This window comes from Cryobacterium sp. TMB3-10, assembly GCF_004402305.1.
GTDB classification, from domain to species: Bacteria; Actinomycetota; Actinomycetes; order Actinomycetales; family Microbacteriaceae; genus Cryobacterium; species Cryobacterium zongtaii.
The window spans coordinates 1-22236 of the sequence record NZ_SOGH01000015.1 but is presented as its reverse complement, the minus strand read 5'-3'; the positions used below and the strand labels follow the sequence as shown (position 1 = coordinate 22236).

At 68.8% G+C, this 22236-nt stretch carries 19 protein-coding genes; all 19 read right to left on the bottom strand.

Translation table 11 applies throughout. The annotated features are described in order from the left end of the window. Positions 1-7 precede the first annotated feature (7 nt). A complete protein-coding gene (locus E3T22_RS06130) occupies positions 8-1618 on the bottom strand; it encodes a chitinase (RefSeq protein WP_134480505.1) in 1611 nt (536 codons plus the stop codon). Next, positions 1615-3939: a glycosyltransferase family 2 protein gene (locus E3T22_RS06125; RefSeq protein WP_134408842.1), complete on the bottom strand. Its 2325-nt coding sequence runs from the start codon at positions 3937-3939 to the stop codon at positions 1615-1617. The genes E3T22_RS06130 and E3T22_RS06125 overlap by 4 nt, the downstream gene beginning before the upstream one ends. A gap of 631 nt (positions 3940-4570) precedes the next feature. After that, positions 4571-6091 carry a ribosome biogenesis GTPase Der gene (der, locus tag E3T22_RS06120; RefSeq protein WP_134480504.1) on the bottom strand — a complete coding sequence of 507 codons (1521 nt, stop codon included), beginning with the start codon at positions 6089-6091 and terminating at the stop codon, positions 4571-4573. Beyond that, complete coding sequence (cmk, locus tag E3T22_RS06115) at positions 6084-6770, bottom strand: (d)CMP kinase (RefSeq protein WP_134408841.1); 687 nt, start codon at positions 6768-6770, stop codon at positions 6084-6086. Before cmk ends, der begins: the two co-directional genes overlap by 8 nt. A 4-nt stretch (positions 6771-6774) precedes the next feature. Continuing rightward, complete coding sequence (locus E3T22_RS06110) at positions 6775-7857, bottom strand: prephenate dehydrogenase (protein WP_241980190.1); 1083 nt, start codon at positions 7855-7857, stop codon at positions 6775-6777. Between the two features lie 61 nt (positions 7858-7918). Beyond that, complete coding sequence (locus E3T22_RS06105) at positions 7919-8737, bottom strand: pseudouridine synthase (RefSeq protein ID WP_103478981.1); 819 nt, start codon at positions 8735-8737, stop codon at positions 7919-7921. Then, the gene (locus E3T22_RS06100; protein ID WP_134480503.1) at positions 8734-9369 is read right to left on the bottom strand and encodes an SMC-Scp complex subunit ScpB; all 636 of its coding nucleotides are present in this window, start codon (positions 9367-9369) and stop codon (positions 8734-8736) included. Before E3T22_RS06100 ends, E3T22_RS06105 begins: the two co-directional genes overlap by 4 nt. After that, complete coding sequence (locus tag E3T22_RS06095; RefSeq protein ID WP_241983619.1) at positions 9359-10162, bottom strand: ScpA family protein; 804 nt, start codon at positions 10160-10162, stop codon at positions 9359-9361. The genes E3T22_RS06100 and E3T22_RS06095 overlap by 11 nt, the downstream gene beginning before the upstream one ends. 85 nt (positions 10163-10247) lie before the next feature. Then, positions 10248-11135 (bottom strand): ParA family protein, encoded by an 888-nt coding sequence (locus E3T22_RS06090; RefSeq protein WP_088455765.1) that lies wholly within the window; start codon positions 11133-11135, stop codon positions 10248-10250. Between the two features lie 108 nt (positions 11136-11243). After that, entirely contained in the window at positions 11244-12479 is a 1236-nt protein-coding gene (locus E3T22_RS06085) for a low temperature requirement protein A (RefSeq protein ID WP_166789266.1), read from the bottom strand. Positions 12480-12546: 67 nt separating this feature from the next. Continuing rightward, positions 12547-13464: a site-specific tyrosine recombinase XerD gene (xerD, locus tag E3T22_RS06080; RefSeq protein ID WP_241983608.1), complete on the bottom strand. Its 918-nt coding sequence runs from the start codon at positions 13462-13464 to the stop codon at positions 12547-12549. Next, positions 13461-14135, bottom strand: a complete 675-nt coding sequence (locus tag E3T22_RS06075; RefSeq protein ID WP_134480501.1) for an NUDIX hydrolase — start codon at positions 14133-14135, stop codon at positions 13461-13463. Before E3T22_RS06075 ends, xerD begins: the two co-directional genes overlap by 4 nt. After that, a complete protein-coding gene (locus E3T22_RS06070; protein ID WP_174776249.1) occupies positions 14128-15783 on the bottom strand; it encodes a CTP synthase in 1656 nt (551 codons plus the stop codon). Before E3T22_RS06070 ends, E3T22_RS06075 begins: the two co-directional genes overlap by 8 nt. A gap of 50 nt (positions 15784-15833) precedes the next feature. Beyond that, positions 15834-17555 carry a DNA repair protein RecN gene (gene recN, locus E3T22_RS06065; RefSeq protein WP_134480500.1) on the bottom strand — a complete coding sequence of 574 codons (1722 nt, stop codon included), beginning with the start codon at positions 17553-17555 and terminating at the stop codon, positions 15834-15836. A 9-nt stretch (positions 17556-17564) separates the two neighbouring features. Then, a complete protein-coding gene (locus tag E3T22_RS06060) occupies positions 17565-18485 on the bottom strand; it encodes an NAD kinase (RefSeq protein ID WP_088455761.1) in 921 nt (306 codons plus the stop codon). Positions 18486-18490: 5 nt separating this feature from the next. Then, a complete protein-coding gene (locus E3T22_RS06055) occupies positions 18491-19438 on the bottom strand; it encodes a TlyA family RNA methyltransferase (RefSeq protein ID WP_241983607.1) in 948 nt (315 codons plus the stop codon). After that, positions 19435-19701, bottom strand: a complete 267-nt coding sequence (locus E3T22_RS06050; RefSeq protein ID WP_133163905.1) for a hypothetical protein — start codon at positions 19699-19701, stop codon at positions 19435-19437. Before E3T22_RS06050 ends, E3T22_RS06055 begins: the two co-directional genes overlap by 4 nt. A 10-nt stretch (positions 19702-19711) precedes the next feature. Next, positions 19712-20794 (bottom strand): HAD-IIA family hydrolase, encoded by a 1083-nt coding sequence (locus tag E3T22_RS06045; RefSeq protein WP_134408837.1) that lies wholly within the window; start codon positions 20792-20794, stop codon positions 19712-19714. Next, positions 20730-22236 (bottom strand): lipopolysaccharide assembly protein LapB (locus E3T22_RS19190; RefSeq protein WP_174776858.1); only part of this gene is annotated, 1507 nt, incomplete at its 5' end. The genes E3T22_RS06045 and E3T22_RS19190, both read right to left, overlap by 65 nt.

Below are 22236 nucleotides of genomic sequence, written 5' to 3'. Positions count from 1 at the left end.
AAACCTGTTAGGAGAGAGCTTCGAGGAGCTTCTGCACCTCGGCGTCGGGCAGCACGGACCACGGTGAACCGTCCGGGTCCGCGGCCGCGGCATCCGGGCTCTCGCCCTGATTCCACCATTTACTCTCGTAGGGAACCCCGTCGAAGAGGATCAGGGCGCTCTTCTCGTAGATGGCGGTGCCGTCCCAGGTGGGGTACGTGCCGGCGGGCAGGGTGGGCTTGGGGATCGGGGTCTCCCCCGGCATCACCGGGCCGATCAGCACCCATGGTGTCTCCCACTCGTTGAGCACCGGGTTGTCGGGCAGGTCACCGCGCGTCCACCACTTGGTCTGGTAGACGTTCTTGTGCCAAACCACCTTGGTGCCCTCGAGGTAGGAGGATTCCTCCGCCCAGATCGAGTACGGGCTGGTGTCGGGGTCGTCGACGATCGACTCGATCTCCTTGGCCTCGTCGGTGGTCACCGACGCCGCCGCGTGAACGGGGCGGCCGGTGAAGCCCTTGCCCAGCACGTCCACGAACTTCTCATCGCCCTGGTCGATGCCGCTGCAGGAGTCCGACACCCGGGTGAGGTCGGCGTAGTTCGATCCGCAGGTTGTGTCCCGGTTGAGCGACCACAACGACATCCGGCCGATCTTCTGTTCCCGCGCGAACGTGTTCACGGCACGGGCGTCGTCGAGGTCGAAGACCTCGTCGGGCACGTCGTTCTGGCCGGCCATGGGCGTCATGCCGATCTTCGACCACACCGTGGCATCCGTCAGCTGGGTGCCGGCCCGGCTGTACAGGGTGCCGATCTGCCGGTGCGCGGCCGTGACGGCGCGAATGGATGCCTCGGCCATGGTCTCGCCGGCGTCCTTGCTGCTGCCGTAGTCCATGGTCATCAGGTTCACCCCGGCCAGGTCCACCTTGGCGTCGAGCATGGCGGTGACCGCGTCGGTGCCGTCTTCAGTGAGACCGAAGGTGCCCACGGGCAGGGTCAGCCACACCGCAAGGTCCTCGCCGTCGGCGCGGCGGTCGGCCTGCAGGTCGGCGAGCGCGGTGGCCCGGCGTTCGGCCGCCGCACTGTCGGTGAGGTTGTCCCCCTCGAGATCGAGGTCGATGGTGGTCACGTCGTACCGGTCGAGCACCGCGGCGTAGGCGGCGGTGAGCTTCTCGGTGTCGGTGCAGCCGGTGCCGAGTTCGGTGTTGAGCAGGCCGCCGAAGGAGACGATGACCTGACCGTCGAGCTGGGTCACCCGGGCCAGCCGGCGGTCGAGGTCCAGCTCGTCCGCAGCCTCATCCAGGGTGTAATAGGTGCCCCAGCTGGGCGTGCAGGGCTCCTCGGCGTCAGCAACGATGAATGAGAGCACCACGTCGCTGCCGGCCCGGTCGGCCGACGCCTCGAAGTCGTAGGTGGGGGTGGCGGTCACGTCGACGTAGCCGGCGAACCAGGGGTCGTAGGCCTCGGCGGCCTGCGCCGAACCCCACCACTGCCAGCCGAGGTAACCGCCGCTGGACAACGCCACGACGAGCACCACACCGAGGAAGACCCGCACCACCGAGAGGCGCCGACGCGGCTTGGCGACCGCGGTGACGGTCTCGGGGGCGGTGGGCGCTGATGCGCCGGGTTCTACGGCGCTCATTTGAGTGCTCCCTGCTTGGTGCTCTTTGAGCCGGGCTGGTTCACGAACGGTCCGGTGATCACTTCCACGTCGCTGGGCAGCTCGCCCACTGCGTGGCCGTGATAGATCACCGCGCGCCAGTCCAGGACGGGCTCCAGCGGTTGAGGCGCCTCGACGGCGACACTGCGGCGGGGGGCGCGTTCGACGAACATCCACTGGGTCAAGCCGAGCCAGACATCCACGATCGAGTTCCACAGACCGATGTAGGCAGCAATCGCGAAGACGGCCAGCAGGGCATTAAACCCGGCGAACAAGGCGTTGCCCCAGTTCCCTTGCGACACATCGCGCCACAGGGTGAGCGCGGAGAACGCGACGATCACGTACGGCACCACCACGAACAGCAGCGGCGCGGCCGTGCGGTTGCGCACCTTGGGGGTGCGGGCGAACGGGATCTTCTTGCTGGTCACGGCCTGCTGCATCGACTTGAGCACCCCGGCGAGGTTCACCGGCAGCAGGATCAGGTTGAAGCCGTAGATGCGCAGGATGTCGCTGAACTTGTAGCCGCAGGACCGCAGGTCGCTGCCCATCGCGAGGAAGTACGGCACGGCGGCGAGCACAACGACGGGGCTGAGCAGTCGGCTGTCGTAGGGGTAGGCGAGAAGGAAGATCAGGCCGAAGCTGGCCCAGGCGATGCTGGCCATGTAGTTCACCCGCAGCGCCAGTTCGATCACGCTGATCGGGTGGCCCTGGCGGCGGCGCTCACGCAGCTGGCGCCAGAGCTTGGGCAGGATCAGCAGTCCGCCGTTGGCCCAGCGGCGACGCTGCACGATGAGCGAACCGAAGTCGGGCGGGGTGGCGCTGTAGCTGAGTCGCTCGGGGTAGTTCGTCAGCGACCAGCCGTGGGTGCCCAGGTCGATGCTGGACTCGGTGTCCTCGATCACGGTGCGGTCCTGCACGTAGCGGCGCACCTCGAAGCCGCCCACGGTTTCCACCTCGACGATGTCTTCCAAGGCCACCTTGCGGATCACGGCGTTCGCCCCCACCCAGAAGGTGGCGCCGTAGTGCGACAGGCCCTGGTGCAGAATGTGCTGGATGTCGGTGGTGGCGCCGGCGAGCCGCTCGATGCGGGTGGGGGCGCCGCGGAACGACGAGTACGGCGTCTGGGTGACGGCGACTCTGGCGTTGTCGGGCTGTTCGAGGAAGTAGACCAGGCGCAGACAGTAGTCGCGCAGCAGCAGCGAGTCGGCGTCGAGGGTGAGCAGGTACTCGGAGTCGCGCACCACATAGTCGGCTGGTGCATCGTCGGCGACCGGGCGCAGGATGGTGCCGTCCGGCCCCTCCTCGCGCTGGAACCGGCGACCCATCAGACCGATGTACGCGTTGAGGTTCATCGCCTTGTTGGCCTCGTGCGACAGCGACGAGAACAGTTTGCGCTCGAAGGTGTCCAGCTCGGCGGAGAAGGTCCAGAGCAACCGGCGGTGCAGCTCCAGCATCCGGGCGGCGCTGGGGGCGGTGCCCTCCCGCGCGGCCGCGGTCAGCGCTGCGCCGGTGAGGGAGAGTTCCGCGGCAAGGCCACCGAGCACCTGCTCCACGAAGAAGGTGTCGACGTGGTCATCGATGGTCTCGGCGGAGGCCATCGCCTGCAGCCAGCGGGCAGCCCACTGGTAGCTGTCGGCGAGGCGCTGCACGGCCCGTTGGGTGGGCTGCTGGTCGTCAGCGAGTTCGATCTCGCAGATCAACAGCTCTTCGGCGAACCGGTTCTTCGGTACCGCCAGGGCCAGTTCGATGTCCCGGGCTATGCTGCGGGAGGACCGCAGCTGGGCGGCGACGGCCGGGTCGGTCGGGTGCGGCGGGTCGTCAAGCAGCAGCACGATGCGCAGGTCGGGATACTCCTGCAACGCGGCCGACCACAGAGTTGCCCGCACCACGCCGTGTTCCTCGCTGTAGGAAGGCACCAGCACGGTAAGTGAGCCCTGGTGGTTGGCGAAGTGTCCGTCGAGTTCGGCACGGGGTACCCGCACGTGGTCGCGGAACCGTTGAAGTGCGCCCTGCCGGGCTACCAGGTACAGCAGCGCGGAGAAGGTGAGGAAGGTCACCACGATCACGTAGGAGACGGCCTCGGTGGTGAACCGGAAGCTCTCGGCGCCGTTATTGAGGAACTGACGCAGGATCGTGTAGATGACGTACGCGAGCCAGGCCAGCACAGTGCTGATGATGGCGAGTCGACCCCAGATGATTTTGGCGTCGCTGGGGATGTCGTGAACGGTGGGAAGGGGCTGGGTGCTGCGTTCGGCGCCGAGTTGGCGTTTGCGGGCAGGCGAAGCTAGGGACTTCGAGGGCACAGTGAATTCATCCTTGGAATAGGGCCAGGGATCTCGCTGGATCAGCGGTCGAGAGTTCGGGTTCTCGTTTAGACCAGGTCACAACGAAATGCAGGGACACGGAAATGTCGGAAGGGCTACGTGGTGCGCCCAGCGCCGCTCTAGGAAGCGGACGGCTGAGGGGGAAGAGGAAGCTGGAGCGGCCGCGAGCTGGCGAGCGTTCCGCGGGTTTCGGGGCCGGCGGATGCTGCGGATGATGCGGTCGAACCGGGGCGTGAGCTCGATGTACTGAGGAACGTCGAAGTGGAGCACTCCGGTGTGGATCACGGGCCGGGTGAGGCTCGTTGATTGGGCGGTGCCGGTGGAACCGGGTGGGTTCTGCCAGCAGTTAGAACATAAGACAATGTCACCGGCGCGGGAAACCCCCTCGTTTGGGGGTACCTTCAACCTCAGCTTGCGGGTTCAGGTTTCCGTTTCCGCACCAGCGCTGGGATCGGGTCGCTAGGGTTGCGTTGTCCTTAGGCGGCCCTTGAGCAAAGCTTGCGCCAACCGTGCGGCGTGATTCCGCGGGCACACACGAAAAAGCCGCGTGCCGGCATCCGAAGATGCGGCACACGGCCTGACCGAACCCGCCGGGTAGCCGGCGGTCGGGTTAGCGCTTGCGCTTCTCGCGCACCCGCATGCTGATGTTGATCGGGCTGCCGGCGAAGCCGTAGACCTCACGCAGACGACGCTGGATGAACCGGCGGTAGCCCGGGTCAAGGAACCCGGTGGTGAAGATCACGAAGGTCGGCGGGCGGCTGGAGGCCTGGGTACCGAACAGGATGCGTGGCTGCTTGCCACTGCGCACCGGGTGCGGGTGCTCCGCGGCCAGCTCGGCGAGGAACGCGTTGAACTTGCCGGTGGCAACGCGGGTGTCCCACGACTCGAGTGCGAGCTCGAGGGCCGGAACCAGCTTCTCCATGTGACGGCCGGTCTTGGCCGAGATGTTCACGCGCGGGGCCCAGGCCACGTGCGCCAGGTCCTGCTCGATCTCACGCTCCAGGTAGCGGCGACGGTCGTCGTCGATCTGGTCCCACTTGTTGAACGCGAGCACCAGCGCACGGCCGGACTCGAGAACCAGGTCGATGACGCGCACGTCCTGCTCGCTGATGACCTCGGTGACGTCGATGAGCACCACGGCCACCTCGGCCTTTTCCAGGGCCGCGCTCGTGCGCAGTGACGCGTAGAAGTCGGCGCCCTGAGAGAGGTGCACGCGACGACGGATGCCGGCGGTGTCGACGAAACGCCAGACCTTGCCGCCGAGCTCAACCTGCTCATCGACCGGGTCGCGGGTGGTGCCGGCCAGCTCGTTGACAACAACACGCTCTTCGCCGACGACCTTGTTCAACAGGCTGGACTTGCCCACGTTCGGGCGTCCCAGGATGGCAACGCGGCGCGGGCCACCCACTTCCTGCTTGGCGACGTTGGAGATCTCGGGGAGCTTCTCGAGGATCGCGTCGAGCAGGTCGGCAACGCCGCGGCCGTGCAGCGCGGAGACCGGCCAGGGCTGGCCGAGGCCGAGCGCCCACAGGCTGGCCGCTTCGGGCTCCTGACGGATGTCGTCGACCTTGTTGGCGATGAGGAAGACCGGCTTGCCGCTGCGACGCAGCAGCTTGACGACGGCCTCGTCGGTGGAGGTCGGGCCCACGTTGGAGTCCACGACGAACATGACGACATCGCACAGCTCGATGGCCAGTTCGGCCTGCATGGCCACGGACGCGTCGATGCCCTTGGCGTCGGGCTCCCAGCCGCCGGTGTCGACGAGGCTGAAGCGGCGTTCGTGCCATTCACCCTTGTAGGTGACCCGGTCGCGGGTCACGCCGGGAGTGTCCTCCACGACGGCCTCGCGGCGGCCGAGGATGCGGTTCACGAGCGCGGACTTGCCCACGTTGGGGCGGCCGACGATCGCGATGACCGGCAGGGCCGGCAGGTACTGGATCGCGTCGGGGTCATCGGAGACCGAGTCGAGAACGTCGAAGTCCTCGTCGTCAAGGTCGTATTCGTTCAGGCCGGTGCGCAGCGCGGTGGCGCGCTGAGTGATCAGGGCGTCGTCCTCGTCGAGGTCGGTCAGGCGCGATGCGATTTCCGGGTCGAGTTCGGGGATCGTCGTGTCGTCGAATTGATTAGTCATGCGAGTTCCTCGCGGTATTGATGACCTCTACAACCGCGTCAATGGTCTGGTCGAAGTCGAGATGGGTGGAGTCGACGGTGGTCACACCGTCTGCGGCGCTCATGAATTCCACTACCTGGGAGTCGGCGCGATCCCTCGATCGCAGCTGTTCCGCCACGGTGTGGGCCGATTGGGTTGATATTTCCGCAGAGCGCCTAGCCATTCTAGCCTCTTCGGTTGCTGTGAGTAGAATGCGGACCTCGGCCTCGGGCGCGACGACGGTGGTGATGTCGCGGCCCTCGACCACCACGCCCGGCTGCGGAACCGCCCGGGCGATGCGGCGGAACAGCTCGGTCAGGTGGCTGCGCACCGCGGGGACCCGGGCAATTGCGCTGACCGCCGCCGAGATCTGCGGTTCACGGATGGCGTCGGTGACGTCGGTCTCCCCCACCCGCACGAAATAGGCATCCGGTTCGGTGCCGATCGTGTAGTCGAAGCTGGGCAGCAGTGCGCTGACCGCGGCGGAGTTCTGCGGGTCAACCTCCTGGTCGATGACCAACCAGGCCAGCGCCCGGTAGGCGGCGCCGGTGTCGAGGTAGCCGTAACCGAGTTTGCGGGCCACGGCCCGGCTCACGCTGGACTTGCCGCTGCCGGCAGGCCCGTCGATCGCAACGAACAGGGGGTAGGAGTGCTTACTCAAATGTCTAACCGACAATCCGCCAGCCGCGGGCGGCCAGCTCAGTGGTGAGGCGGCTGACCGCCTCGGGGAGGATGCTGATCTCGGCGAGCCCGATCTGGGCTCCCGGGGAGTGTTCGAGGCGCAGGTCCTCGAGGTTGACGCCGGCCTCGCCGATTTCGTTGAACAGGCGGGCGAGCTGGCCGGGGGTGTCGTCGACCATCACGGTGAGGCTGGCGTAACGGCGGTCCTGGCCGTGCTTGCCGGGCAGCCGGGCCACGCCGGTGTTGCCGCCGGCGATCTCCTCGGCCACCTGACGGCGGGCGCCGGGGGCGGATGGGTCGGCGAGGGCGCCGATGAACCGGTCCAGGTCGTCGCGCAGCGCGAGCAGGATCTCGCGTACCGGCGCGGGGTTGGCACCGAGGATCTGCACCCACAGTTCGGGGTCGCTCGCGGCGACGCGGGTGACGTCGCGCAAGCCCTGCCCGGCGAGGTTCAGCGCGGAGGCGGGCGCGTCGGTGAGGCGGCGGGCCATCAGGGTGGCCACCACCTGGGGCACGTGCGAGACGAGGGCGACACCCTTGTCGTGCTCTTCCGGGGTCATCTCCACCAGGGTGGCGCCGAGGTCGAGGATCAGGTCGTCGATCGCGGTGGCGCGCTGGTAGCTGATGTCATCGTGCGCGGCGACCACCCAGGGCCGGCCGATGAACAGATCGGCGCGGCCGGCGAGCGGTCCGCCGCGTTCCCGGCCGGCGAGGGGGTGCGAGCCGATGTAGCGGGACGTGTCGGCGCCGCGGGCGCGCAGCTCGGTCAGCGGGGCCAGCTTGACGCTGGCCACATCCGTCACGATCGCGTCGGGGAACGCCTCGAGTTCACGGGCGACGATGTCGGCGGTCACGTCCGGGGGCACACACACCACGATCAGCTGGGGGGCGTCGGCGGGCGTGGCGGCGCGGCCGGCACCGTAGTCGATGGCCAGTGACAGGTTGGTCGGCGACGCGTCGGCGAGGATCACGTCGATGCCCCGGGCGCTTAGGCCCAGGCCGATGCTGGTTCCCAGGAGACCTGCGCCGACGACACGCACCGGCCCGATCAGGCGAGACTCGACCACGTTCGGCTCCAAACTTGCGCGGGTGACAGGGTGAAACGGATGCTGCGGGTTACTCAGCCGGCTACTTCTGCACTTCGGCGCGGGACACCGTGAGCAGCTGACCGAGTTCCACCTTAGTGAGGTCGCGCACGGCGCCGGAGCGGAGGGTGCCCAGCTGCAGCGGCCCGAACTGGCGGCGCACCAGGTCCACGACGGGGTGGCCGACGGCGTCCATCATCCGGCGCACGATGCGGTTGCGGCCGGAGTGCAGGGTCAGCTCCACGAGGGTGAAGCCGTCGCCGGGAGGGCTGGTGAGGATGCGGGCCTTGTCGGCGGCGATGGGGCCGTCCTCCAGCTCGATACCGCTCTGCAGCTTGCCGATGGTCTGCGCCGAGACGCGGCCCTCGACCTTGGCGATGTAGGTCTTGGCGACGCCGAAGGAGGGGTGCGCGAGAACGTGGGCAAGGTCACCGTCGTTGGTCAGGATCAGCAGGCCGCTGGTGGCGGCGTCGAGGCGGCCCACGTTGAAGAGGCGCTCCTCGTAGCCTTGCGTGAACTGGCGGAGGTCCGGCCGGCCGCTCTCGTCCTGCATGGAGGAGACCACGCCGACGGGCTTGTTCAGCATCACGTAGCGGCGGCTGGTGTCCAGCTGCACGGCGACGTTGTCCACGGCGATCTTGTCGGTCTCGGGGTGCACGCGGCGTCCGAGTTCGGTGACGACCTTGCCGTTGACCCGCACCCGGCCGGAGCTGATCATTTCTTCGCTGACCCGGCGGGAGGCGACGCCCGCGGCGGAGAGCACCTTCTGCAGGCGGATGCCGTCGGCGGCGGCCTCGGGGTTGGTGGCGAAGTCCGGGTTGGTGCTGCTGGTGTCGGTGTAGCCGTCGTTGTGGTCGGTCATGGTAGATCCTCGAATCCGTTCGCACCGTCGGCGAGCAACGGCGAAATTAGTGGCAACTCGTCGAGCGAGTTGATTCCCAGCTGGGTGAGCAGCAGGTCGGTGGTGGCGTAATTGATCGCGCCGGTCTCGCTATCGGTGAAGGCCTCGGTGATCAATCCGCGGCCCAGGAGGGTGCGCACGACCGAGTCGACGTTAACGGCCCGAATCGAGGCTACCGCGCCGCGGCTGAGCGGTTGCTTGTAAGCGATCACCGCGAGGGTCTCCAGGGCGGCCTGGGAGAGCCGGCTGGGGTTCTGGGTGAGCACGAAATCGGCGACGACCGGGTCGTGCTCCGCACGCACGTAGATGCGCCAGCCGCCGGCCACCTCGCGCAGTTCGAAGCCGCGCCGCACGGTGCCGTCGACCCCGTCGAAGTCGGCGACCAGCCGCAGGATGGCCGCGCGTACGTCCACGAGCGGGTGCGCGACCGCGGTCGCCAGATGCACCAGGCTCTGCGGCTCATCCGCCACCATCAAAATCGCCTCAAGGCGCCGCTCAATGGCCACCGCTCCCCCGCCGCCGTTCGAGCGATTCCCGTCGGTCGAGCCTGTCGAGACCTCGTCAAGGGTTGTCACACTGGCATCAAGACTCATAATCGCCTCCAAGGTTCGCAAGATTGTCATCCGACCAGCCCTCGGCATCCCAGTGCAAACTGAGCTCGCCCAGCGGTTCGAGCTGGTCGAAGGTCAGAGCCCCGTGCCGGTACAGCTCCAGCACGGCCAGAAAACGGGCGATCACGAGCCCCTTCTCGGCGCAGTCCACGATCAGCTCCCGAAACGTCAGGCTGTGGTTGGCCCGCAACATCGCCACCACGATCGCCGCCTGCTCCCGGATGCTGACCAGCGGCGCGTGCAAATGCTCCAGCCCCACGGTCGGCAGCTCTCGCGGCGTGAGCGCCAACGCCGCCAGCGCGCCGAAGTCGCCCAGCGACAACGTCCAGACGAGCTCCGGCGTGGTCGTGCGGTACTTCTCCTCGAGCCGCACCGAGCGCACATGGCGGGTGGCCTCGTGCTCGAGCCGTTCGAGGAACCACTCAGACGCGGTCTTGAACGCCCGGTACTGCAACAGCCGGGCGAAGAGCAGGTCGCGGGCCTCGAGCAGCGCCACGTCCTCGGCATCCACCAGTTCGCCCTGCGGCAGCAGCCCGACCAGTTTGAGGTCGAGCAGGGTGGCGGCCACGACGAGGAACTCGGTGGCCTGGTCGAGCTCCTCGGCGGCGTCGAGCCCGCGCAGGTAGGAGATGAACTCGTCGGTGACCCGGCTCAGCGAGATCTCGGTGATATCGAGTTCGTGCTTGCCGATCAACGAGAGCAGCAGGTCGAACGGTCCCTCGAAGTTCTGCAGAGCCACCGAGAAGCCGGGCGCGGGTGTACCGGCGTCGCCGATGGACTCGAGCGTGCCGGTGCCGGCCGTGCGGGTGTGGGTCGTGGCGGTGGTCGCCGCGACGCGGGCCGAAGCGGCCGAGGTGCGCTTAGGCGACCGCGCCACGCTGGATCAGTTCCCGCGCCGCCTGCTTGTAGGCCTTGGCGGCGGCGTGTTCCGGAGCGAACTCGGTGATCGGCACCCCCGCGACACTGGCATCCGGGAATTTGACCGTACGGCCGATGACGGTGTCGAGCACCCGGTCGCCGAACGCGTCAACGACCCGTTCGAGTACCTCGCGCGAGTGCAGGGTGCGGGAGTCGTACATGGTGGCCAGGATGCCGTCGAGTTCGATGGCCGGGTTGAGCCGGTCGCGCACCTTGTCGATGGTTTCGATGAGCAGCGCCACCCCGCGCAGGGCGAAGAACTCGCACTCCAGCGGGATCAGCACGCCGTGGCTGGCGGTGAGAGCGTTGACGGTGAGGATGCCCAGCGACGGCTGGCAGTCGATGAGGATCACGTCGTAATCGTTGGAGACCTTGCGCAGCACCCGGGCGAGAATCTGCTCGCGGGCGACCTCGTTGACGAGGTGCACCTCCGCGGCGGAGAGGTCGATGTTGGCCGGGATGATGTCCAGACCCACGACGGAGGTCTGCTGGATGGCTTCCTTGGGATCCTTGGAGCCGCTCAGGAGCAGGTCGTAGATGGTGGTGACGTCGTGCGTGGGCACGCCGAGACCAGCCGACAGGGCGCCCTGCGGGTCGAAGTCGATGGCGAGCACCCGGCGGCCGTAGCCGGCCAGTGCCGCTCCCAGGTTGATGGTGGTCGTCGTCTTGCCGACGCCGCCCTTCTGGTTGCACAGCGAGACGATGCGCGCCGGGCCGTGACTTTTCAGCGGGGCGGGCTCATCGAACACCTGCAGCGGGCGACCGGTTGCACCGGTGGGTGGTTCCTCGAGTCCGGGAAGCTGCGTCCGGCTATCCGTTCTACGCGCCACTGGGCTGTCCTCGATCCGTCATGCAGTTCACTTGGTTGATTCTACCGAGCCGAGAGGCCCAGCCCGGCCAGATTCCCCGGTGTGCCGCCAGCTGCCTCGCCGGCTGAGTCAGCCGGCCTTCTTGTCGTCGGTGCCCCGGCGCACCCGCACCACGGTCTCCCAGCCGGCCACGAGCACGAGCACCCCGGTGGTCACCGAGCCCAGCTGCAGCGGGGTGAGCTCGAAGGCCGCGCCGAACGCAACCAGCAGCGCCCCGATGCCCACCAGGTACGACACGAGCAGCTCCCGCGCCACGACGAGCCGGAACAGCAGCATCCCCAGCACGTAGAGCGCCGGCCCGCCCACCAGGACCACCGCGGTGGACAGGGTCATCTCCGTATGGGGATGCGTGAGCACCTCTTTGTCGGCCACCGAGGTGAGCACGATGCCGGCGATGATCACGGCGTGCACGTAGGTGTACGCGAGCCGGGCGATGCGGCCGGGCTCCGCGGCGGCGGCGATGGCCTTGGCGCCGGCGCGTTCGCTGTGGTCGAAGTACAGCCACCACATCGCCACCGTCGCACCGAACGCGAGCAGCATGCCCAGGATGCTCGCCGCCGAAGATTCCTTCGCGACGAACGCGAATCCGGTGACCAGCAGCGATTCGCCCAGGGCGATGATCACGAACAGGGCGCTGCGCTCGGCGATGTGCGGGCCGGAGAGGTTCCACTGGTCGATGCCGGACGCGCCGAGTCCCGGCACCCGGAAGCCGACCCCGGCGGAGAGGTACTCGATGGCCAGGGCGATCAGCCAGAGCGGCAGCCGATATTGCAACGGCAGCAGCGCCCCGACGATCCAGAACACGCTCGAGAGAGCCAGCCAGATCAGGATCCGCACGAAGGTGCGGCGCAGCTCGGCGTCGTGCCGGGCCACGGCGAGCACCATGAAGGCCGTGCGGCCCAGTTGCAGCACCGAGTAGGCCAGCGCGAAGACGATGCCGCGGTCGCCGAACGACTCGTAGATCGAGACGCTCACCACGAACCCCACCAGCGACAGACCCAGCACCACGCCGCGCACGGGCAGCTTGGCCGGGTCGAGCCAGTTGGTCACCCAGGTCGTGTACACCCACACCCACCAGAGCGCGAGCACCAGCATCGCCGACTCGAGGGCACCCTCCCAGGACTGGTTCTCGTAGAGGTAGCGGGAGAGTTGGGTGAGCGCGAAGACGAAGATCAGGTCGAAGAACAGCTCGACGTAGGTGACCCGGTCGGAGCTGGTGGAGTCCTCGGGCCGCAGCAGAGTGCGGCGGATGCCGAAGCGGCCGGCCGGCGTCGGTGCGGGCGGTGGTGTTGAGGTACGGGTCACTCCCCCATTGTGGCCGCCCTTGCCTGCGAAACACACACACACACAGGTCACCGGCGGGCGGCGCGGGTCAGCGGGCGCGGGGGTGCGCCGTGGTGTACACGTCGCGGAGGGTGTCGATGGTGACGAGGGTGTAGATCTGGGTGGTGGCCACCGACGAGTGACCGAGCAGTTCCTGCACCACGCGCACGTCGGCGCCGCCGGAGAGCAGGTGGGTGGCGAACGAGTGCCGCAGCGTGTGCGGCGACACCTCGATGCCCAGCTGGGCGCGTTCCGCGGCGGCCCGGATGATCAACCAGGCGTTCTGCCGGCTCACCCGATGCCCCCGCACGCCGAGGAACAGCGCCGGGGTGGACTTACCCCGCCCCGACAACACCGGTCGGGCCCGCACCAGGTACGCGTCCACGGCGGCCCGGGCGAAGCTGCCGACGGGCACGATGCGCTGCCGGTTGCCCTTGCCGGTGAGCCGCACCACGTCTTCCTCGAGCATGTCGTCCACGTTGAGGTTGACCACCTCGGACACCCGCGCCCCGGTGGCGTAGAGCAGTTCGAGCAGCGCCTTGTCGCGAAGCTGCTGCAGTTCCTCCCCGTCGGTCGCGGCCAGCAGCGCGTTCACCTGCTCGATCGAGATGGCCTTGGGCAGCCGCAGGCCGAGCTTGGGCGGTTTGGTCTCGTGCGCCACGTCCACGTCCACCAGCGATTCCTCGAGCAGGAACCGGTGGAAGCCGCGCACGGTGCTCAGGATCCGCGCGACGGAGGCCGCGGTCAGCGGCGATTCGGTGCGACTGCCCAGGTGCTGCACGAACGCGCTCACCTGCGGCCCGGTCACGGCGCGCAGATCGGTGATCTCGGCATCCGTGAGCCAGCCGGCGTAGATCACCAGGTCGCGCCGGTAGGCGGCGACGGTGTTGGCGCTCAGCCCGCGTTCAATCGAGACATGCCGCAAGTACGAGTGCACGGCCGGCTCGACGAGCGCGGGGCCGGTCACACCGTGTGGTCCCAGTTGTTCGGATGCCGCGGCCAAGGCAGGTCGGCCGGCGCCAACGACGCCCAGCCGCGGGAGCGGGAGGCGGCGGCAGCCAGCACACCGACAACAAGCGACGGGTTCTGCACCCGGCGGGCCAGCGCGGCGTCAACGGCGTCGTCCAGGGACACCCAGCGGGTGACCATGTCGGCTTCCTCGTCGGTGCGGTCGAAGGCCTCGGTGGCCGGCGACAGGCCGCGGGCCAGGTAAATGCGGATCACTTCGTTGCTGCCGCCCGGGGACGTGTAGAACTCGGTGAGCACATTCCACTCGGATGCGACGACGTCGGTCTCCTCGGCCAGCTCGCGCTGGGCGCCGAGAAGAGCGTGTTCGCCGTCGACGTCGAGCAGCCCGGCGGGCAGCTCCCACTCCCGCATCCGCACCGGGTGCCGGTACTGCTGGATCAGCAGTACCCGGTCCTTGTCGTCGAGGGCGAGAATCGCGACCGCACCGGGGTGGTCGACGTACTCACGCACGATCTCGGCGCCGTTGTAGTCGAACGCGTCCTGGCGGATGTTCCACACGTGACCGTCGAACCGCACCGCACTGGAGGTCAGCGCGGTCGGTGCCGGCTCATCCTCGATGCGGGGCAGCAACGCGTCGGCTTCGGCGCGGGCGGCGCGGGTCTCAGGCATCTTCCTTGACCTCGAACAGGCGGCTGGCCTGCTGGCGGTCCAGGGCCGCACCGATCAGGCCGACGAACAGCGGGTGCGCGTGGCTGGGGCGTGAGCGCAGTTCGGGGTGGGCCTGGGTGCCCACGTAGAACGGGTGCTCGGCGCGGGGCAGCTCCACGTACTCGACGAGGTGGCCGTCGGGCGAGGTGCCGGAGAACCACAGGCCGGCCTCGGCGATCTGGGCGCGGTAGTTGTTGTTCACCTCGTAGCGGTGACGGTGACGCTCGGAGGCGACCGGGGCGCCGTAGAGCTCGGCAACGATGGATCCGTCGGCGAGGTTGGCCGGGTACAGGCCGAGGCGCATGGTGCCGCCCAGGTCGCCGCCGGCGATGATCTCGACCTGCTCTTCCATTGTCGCGATCACGGGGAACTCGGTCTCGGGCTCGAACTCGCTCGACGAGGCGCCTTCGAGGCCGGCCTTGTTGCGGGCGTATTCGATGACCATGCACTGCAGGCCCAGGCACAGGCCGAGCACGGGGATGGCGTTCTCGCGGGCGAACTTGAGGGCGCCGAGCTTGCCCTCGATGCCGCGCACGCCGAAGCCGCCGGGCACGCAGATGCCGTCGAGCTCGGCGAGCATCGCCGCGGCGCCTTCGGGCGTCTCGCAGGTGTCCGAGGCGATCCACTCGAGCTTGACCTTGGTCTGCTGGGCGAAACCGCCGGCGCGCAGCGCCTCGGTCACCGAGAGGTACGCGTCGGGCAGGTCGATGTACTTGCCGACCAGGCCGATGGTGACCTCGTGCTTGGGCTCGCGCACGGCGTCGAGCACGCGCTGCCAGGCGGTCCAGTCCACGTCCTTGACCGGCAGGCTCAGGGCGTCGGTGATGTACTTGTCCAGGCCCTGCTCGTGCAGCACGGCGGGGATCTCGTAGATGCTGGGCACGTCGACGCAGTTGACGACGGCGTCCTCTTCGACATCGCACATCAGCGCGATCTTGCGCTTGTTGGATTCGGAGACGGGGCGGTCGCTGCGCAGCACCAGGGCATCCGGCTGGATACCGAGGGAGCGGAGCGCTGCGACGGAGTGCTGGGTGGGCTTGGTCTTCTGCTCACCGGAGGCGGCCATGAACGGCACCAGCGACACGTGCACGAAGAAGACGTTCTTGCGGCCCAGCTCGTGGCGCACCTGGCGGGCGGCCTCGATGAAGGGCTGCGACTCGATGTCGCCGACGGTGCCGCCGACCTCGGTGATGATGACGTCGGGGCGCGGCTCGTCGCTGGCCTGCAGGCGCATCCGTCGCTTGATCTCGTCGGTGATGTGCGGGATGACCTGGACGGTGTCGCCCAGGTACTCGCCGCGGCGTTCGCGGGCGATGACCTGAGAGTAGACCTGACCGGTGGTGACGTTCGCCGCCTGGGTGAGGTTGATGTCGAGGAAGCGCTCGTAGTGGCCGATGTCGAGGTCGGTCTCCGAGCCGTCGTCGGTGACGAAGACTTCACCGTGCTGGAACGGGTTCATCGTGCCCGGGTCGACGTTGAGGTAGGGGTCCAGCTTCTGCATGACGACGCGTACGCCGCGAGCAGTCAGGAGGTTGCCGAGGCTTGCCGCCGTCAGGCCTTTACCCAATGAAGAAACGACACCACCGGTCACAAAAATGTGCTTCGTAATGCCGTCTGAATTGTCCGCGTTTGTAATGTTCACCACGGGCTTCGATCCTATCACCTAGCTGGGGCCTCTCCGTTGGAGCGAGTTGAGTGGGCAAGTTCAATGAGCTCGCGAGCGTGCTCGAGGCCGCTGGCGGAGTCGGGCAGTCCGGAGAGCAGCCGGGCCATCTCGGCGGCCCTGTCGTCGCCGGTGAGCTGGCGTACGCTGCTCGCGGTGACCGAGCCGTGGCTGTCCTTGACGACGCTGAGGTGGTTGCCGGCGAACGCCGCCACCTGGGCGAGGTGGGTGACCACGATCACCTGGGCGGTGTCAGCGAGTCGGGCGAGTCGCCGGCCGATCTCGATCGCGGCCGCGCCGCCCACTCCGGCGTCGACCTCGTCGAAGACGAAGGTGGGCACAGGGTCGGTGGCGTTGATGACGACCTCGATGGCCAGCATCACCCGCGACAGCTCGCCCCCGGATGCGCCACGCGCCAGTGCCCGCGGCTCGGCGCCCGCGTGGGGCTGCAACATGATGCGCACCAGGTCGTGGCCGGTCACCGAGACCTCGTCCAGCCGGTCGATCTCCACCACCAGGCGGGCGTCCGGCATGGCTAGCGCGGCCAGTTCGGTGGTGACGGCGGCGCCGAGCGCGGCGGCCGCGGTGGTGCGGATGCCGGTGAGCGCCTCGGCGAGCCGCTGCACGAGGTCGCGGTCGGCGGTCGTGTCGGCGCGCAGGGCGTCGATCCGGTCGGAGTCACTGTCGAGCTCGAGCAGGCGGCTGCTGCCGGTGTCGAGATAGTCGATGGCCTCGTCGAGGCCGCCGACGAACTTGCGCGAGAGCACGCTCAGCTCGGCGCGGCGCTCCTGCACCACCTCGAGTTCCCTGGCGCCGTCGGCGTCCAGGCCGGCGAGGTAGCTGGAGAGTTGTGCGGCGATGTCGGCGACGATGAAGCCGGCGTTGGCGAGGGCCTCGGCCAGCGGCGGCAGCACCGGGTCGTGTGCGGCGGCTCGGTCCAGCTGGCGGCGGGCGGATTCGAGCAGGGCGACGACATCGGGCGTGTCGTCGGTGGATTCCTCGGCCGAGAGCAGTTCGCGAGACGAGGCGGCGGCCAGCCGGAGTTCTTCGAGGTTACCGAGCCGTTCGGCGCGGCCGGCGAGTTCGTCGTCTTCGCCGCGCTGCGGGGCGGCGAGCTCGATCTCGGCGATCCGCAGGCGCAGGTCTTCGGCTTCTCGGGCCCGGCGGTCCTGCTCGGCGATGAGCAGGTCGAGTTCGGCTTGGTTGGCGTGCCAGCGGTGGTAGACGTGCTGGAAGGCAGTGAGGGCCTCGGTGAGTTCGGGGCCGGCGAACCGGTCCAGCGCCCCGCGCTGCGCGGAGGTGGACCGCAGGCGCACCTGGTCGGACTGGCCGTGCACGACGACGAGGTCACCGCCGAGGTCGCCGAGCACCCCGGCGGGGGCGCTGCGGCCGCCGACGACGGCGCGGCTGCGGCCTTCGGCCGACACCGAACGGCTGAGCAGCAGCTCGGGGCCGTCGAGGTCTCCTCCGGCGTCCCGCACCCGCTGGGCGACGGGCCCGTCGGGGGCGATCAGCCAGCGGCCCTCCACCCAGCTCTGCGGTTGGCCGGCGCGCACGGTGCCCGGGTCGGCGCGCTCGCCCAGCAGCAGGCCGAGCGCGGTGACGACCATGGTCTTGCCCGCGCCGGTCTCGCCGGTGATGGCGGTGAAGCCGGGGCCGAGCGGCAGGGTGGCTTCCTTGATCACGCCGAGGTCGCGGATGACGAGTTCTTCGATCATGCGGTCACCTCACTCACGTCCGACCGGGCCCCGCCAGCCCGTGATGGGCAGGTTGAACTTGTTCACCAGCCGGTCGGTGAACGGGCCGCTGTGCAGCCGGGCGAGACGTACCGGAACCGGTGAGCGTCGCACGACCACCCGGGCGCCGGGCGGCAGATCATGCACGCGACGGCCATCGGCGCAGAGCACCGCGGTGCTGTCGCCGCGGGCGAGGATCTCCACGGCGAGGGAGGAGTCCGGTCCGACGACGAGGGGGCGGGCGAACAGGGCATGGGCGCTCAGCGGCACGAGCAGCAGGGCGTCCAGGCTCGGCCAGACGATCGGTCCCCCGGCGGAGAACGAGTAGGCGGTCGACCCGGTGGGGGTGGACAGCACCACGCCGTCGCAGCCGAAGGCGGACAGCGGGCGGCCGTCGACCTCGATGATGACCTCGATCATCCGCTGCCTGCTGGCCTTTTCGACGGTGGCCTCGTTGAGCGCCCAGGTTTCGTAGACCACTTCGTGGTCCACCTTCACCCTCACCGAGAGCGTCATGCGCTCCTCCACGAGGTAGTCGCGCAGCAGGGCGCGACGCACGGCCTCGCCAAGGTCGTCGCGTTCGCTTTCGGCCAGGAATCCCACGTGGCCCAGGTTGATGCCCAGCAGCGGCGCGGAGCAGCCGCGCACGATCTCGGCGGCGCGCAGGATGGTGCCGTCGCCGCCGAGCACGATCACGAGTTCCAGGTCGGTGGCCTGCACGGTCTCGCCGAGCACGGCGGTGCTGCCGTTCAGTTGCGGGCAGGACGCCAGCAGGTCGGCGCGTTCCTCGGCGGCCAGCACCGGTACGGCGCCGGCGGCGATCAGCTGTTCGCAGACGGTGGCCGCGGCTTCGAGGGAGTCCTGACGGCCGGTGTGGGCGACGACGAGGATGTGTCGTGGCGTTGCGGTCATGCGCGTCACGCTCCCACCAGGATGGTTATCCGATCGATCCATTCTGTCGGATTAGTTCCGGTTCCACGTCTGAGCCACACGAGATACTCGTGGTTGCCTGCGGCCCCGGCGATCGGCGACGCGATCAGGCCGTTCACGCCGAGCCCCAGGTCCCAGGCGGCCCAGAGCACACCGGCGACGGCGTCGGCGCGAAGTCCGGCGTTGTGCACGACACCCTCCCGGATGCCGCCGCGACCGACCTCGAATTGGGGTTTGATCAGCAGCACGAAGTCGGCACCTTCGGTTGCGGTGGCGACCAGGGCCGGCAGCACCGTGGTGAGGGAGATGAACGAGAGGTCGCCGACAACGAGGTCGGGTTGCTCGGTGATGCCGGAGGCTCCCGCGATGGACTCCGCGGTGGCGTAGCGCAGGTTGAAGCCCTCGACGAGCGTCACCCGCTGGTCGGCCTTGATGGTCGGCGACAGCTGGCCGTGGCCCACGTCGACGGCGATGATCCGGGCGATGTCGCGTTCGAGCAGCACCTGGCTGAAGCCGCCGGTGGAGGCACCGGCATCCATCGCGGTGCGGCCGGCGACCGGTAGATCGAACGCGTCGAGCGCGGCAACGAGCTTGTGCGCTCCGCGGCTCACGTAGTGGTCGGTGGGGGCCACGGCGATGACCTGGCTGTCGCGCACCTTGGCGGATGCCTTGACGACAGGGCTGCCGTCCACGGTGACCAGGCCCTCGGTGATGAGCCGGGCGGCGACGGTGCGCGATCGCACCAAGCCCCGTTCGAACAGCGCCGAATCCAGGCGCTGCTCCCCCGTGGGTGAAACCGTGGGTTCAGCGGCGGGCGCCGGTGGCGTGCTGATCGGCACGCTGGTGGGCTGTGGCGCCGACCGTCTCGGCTCCGGCGCGTCCTCGTGCTGGGTCCCCATCTCGGGGTCTGGCTCTGGCGTGCTGGAGGTGGTCATTCGGCCTTCGATCGGGGCACGTCGCCACCTTCGAGGTGGTCGCGCAGACTGTCGTGCAGCTGGAGATACGCCGCGGCCCGGTCCTCGAGCGGCAGCGCCTCGGCGGCCGTGATGCGGGCCTCGAGGTCACCGTCCAGCACGGGCGGGGCGGGTGCGTCGTCGGTAGGCGCGGGCGCTGGTGCAGACGGCGTCGGGCGCGGCCCCGGGCGACCCGGGGTCGGCGCACTGGGCGGCCCGGCCGCATCTACTCCGTCTGCACTCACGCCTCCTAGGCTACCGTCCGAGATAGAGGCTCTCCGGAACGTTGAGGCCGTAGATCGGTCGGCCGGACGCCCAGATCACGGCGCAGGCGGCCCGCAACAGGTTGATTCCGTCGTCGCCGACGGCCATGATCTCCACGTCGGCGCCGTGGATGCGCACGCTGGCGCCGTCGACCGTGGCCTGGGACTTGTCCTTGGAGAAGACCGTCACGGGGTAGGGCTCGTGCAGCTGGCGCAGGTCCTCGAGGATGAACGTCGGACGCTCCGTGGGGCCGGCCGCCAGAGCCTGCTTGGCCTTGTCGATGCCGGTGAGCACGAGCACCGACGGCATCCCAGCGCGGTTGGCGCCGAGAATGTCGGTGTCGAGCCGGTCGCCGATGAACAGCGGAGCGGTGGCATCGAAGCGTTTGATGGCCTCGAGGAAGATCGGGATCTCCGGCTTGCCGGCCACGAGCGGCAGACGCCCGACCGCGGTGTGCACCGCGGAGACCAGGGTGCCGTTGCCCGGGGCGATGCCGCGGGCCTGCGGAATGGTCCAGTCGGTATTCGTCGCGATCCACGGAATGCCCGGGTAGTCGCCGTCCAGGGTCACGCCGGCGTTCAGCGCAAAGCTGGCCTCGGCCAGCTGGGTCCAGCCCACGTCAGGAGCGAAGCCCTGCACCACGGCGGCCGGGGAATCCTCGGCGGACCGGGTCACCTCGAAGCCGTGCTTCTGCAGTTCGTCGACGAGACCGTCGCCGCCCACCACCAGGATCCGCGATCCGGCCGGCACCTGCTCCACGAGCAGCCGCATGGCTGCCTGGGGCGAGGTGACGACGTCGGACGGCGCCACGGTGAGACCGAGGTCGGTCAGGTGGCCGGCCACGGATGCATCCGTGCGTGATGCGTTGTTGGTGATGTAGCCCACCCGGATGCTTTCGGCGGCCTTGTTGAGGCCGTCGATCGCGTACGGGATGGCGTGTGGGCCGGCGTAGACGACACCGTCGAGGTCGGCCAGGACCACGTCGATGCCGGCCAGGGGTGTGGCCGGCTCAGTCAACGGGCGTCGTTTCAGGATCTTCGTCCACACCCTTGGCGTCGTCGTGTGATTCGTCATCGGATGAAGCAGCGTCCTCGGTGTCAGTTTCGGTGTCAGAGATGGTGATGGTGTCGTCGGCGGTCTCGAGCTCGTCGGGCGTGTCGGCGTTGTCCTGATCGGACTCGTCCTCATCCTGGTCGGCGTCCTCGTCCTCGTCCTCGTCCTCGTCCTCATCGAATTCTTCGTCGAGTTCGACGATCTCGATGGTCTCGTCGACGTCGCCGTTCAGAGCGGCGTCCGCGCGGGAGGCACGTTCGTTCCAGACGTCGGCCTCGTCGGTGCGGCCGAGTTCTTCGAGAACCTCGGCGTAGGCGGCGAACAGCTCCGAGCTGTAGGAGAACGCGGTCTTGGGGTCGAGCTGGGCGATTTCGAGCTCGCTCAGCGCGGCCTCGGTCTCCCCCAGGTCGAGACGGGCGCCGGACATGGCGATGGCCAGGGCCACCTGAACGCCGGCGGGCAGGGTGGAGCGGTCCACCGAACGGCCCAGCTCCAGGGCGCGGTCGGGGCGGCCCACGCCGCGTTCGCTGTCCACCATCAGCGGCAGCTGGGCGTTGGAGCCGGAAATACGGCGGTAGGTGCGGAGTTCCCGCAACGCCAGGGCGAAGTCGCCGGTGGCGTAGGCCGTGATGGCCAGGCTCTCGCGCACCACGGCGATGCGGCCGGCGCGACGCGCGGCGCTCATGACGTGGCGGTGCGCCAGCTCCGGGTCTTCCTCGATGACCCGGGCGGCCATGGCCAGGTGACGGCCCACGGCTTCCGCGTTGTCCTTGGTGAGGGTCTTGAGCTCATTGCGGGCGATGCGGTCGAGGTCCTCGGACGTGATGTCGTCGGGCAGCTCGGGGTCGTCGTGACGCGGGCGCACCGAACGCAGCTCGCGCTGCATGCGCTGCTCTTCGGTCATCTCCTCTTCGACGACGCGGGCGTCGCGGTCACCGCGGGCGGGGGCGCCTTCGCGGGTCCACAGTTTCTTGCCGGAGTCGCGGGGAGCTCCGGCGCGGGTCGGCGAGCCGCCGCGGGCACTGTCCTTCAGCCACGGCTTGTTCTCGGTATCGCGCTCGGGACGGTCGGAGTTGCCCTTGTACGCGGGGCGGTCGCTGTTGCCCTTGTACGCGGGACGGTCTCCGTCGCGCTGCGGACGGTCGGAGTTGCCCTTGTACGCGGGGCGGTCGCTGTTGCCCTTGTACGCGGGACGGTCACCGTCGCGCTGCGGACGGTCGCTGTTGCCCTTGTACGCGGGACGATCGCTGTTGCCCTTGTACGCGGGACGGTCGCCATCACGCTGCGGACGGTCGGAGTTGCCCTTATATGCCGGACGGTCCGAGTTGTACGCGGGACGATCGCTGTTGCCGCGGTAGGGAGGACGGTCACCATCGCGCTGCGGGCGGTCCGAGTTGCCCTTGTACGCCGGACGGTCCGAGTTATATGCCGGGCGGTCGCTGTTGCCGCGGTAGGGAGGACGG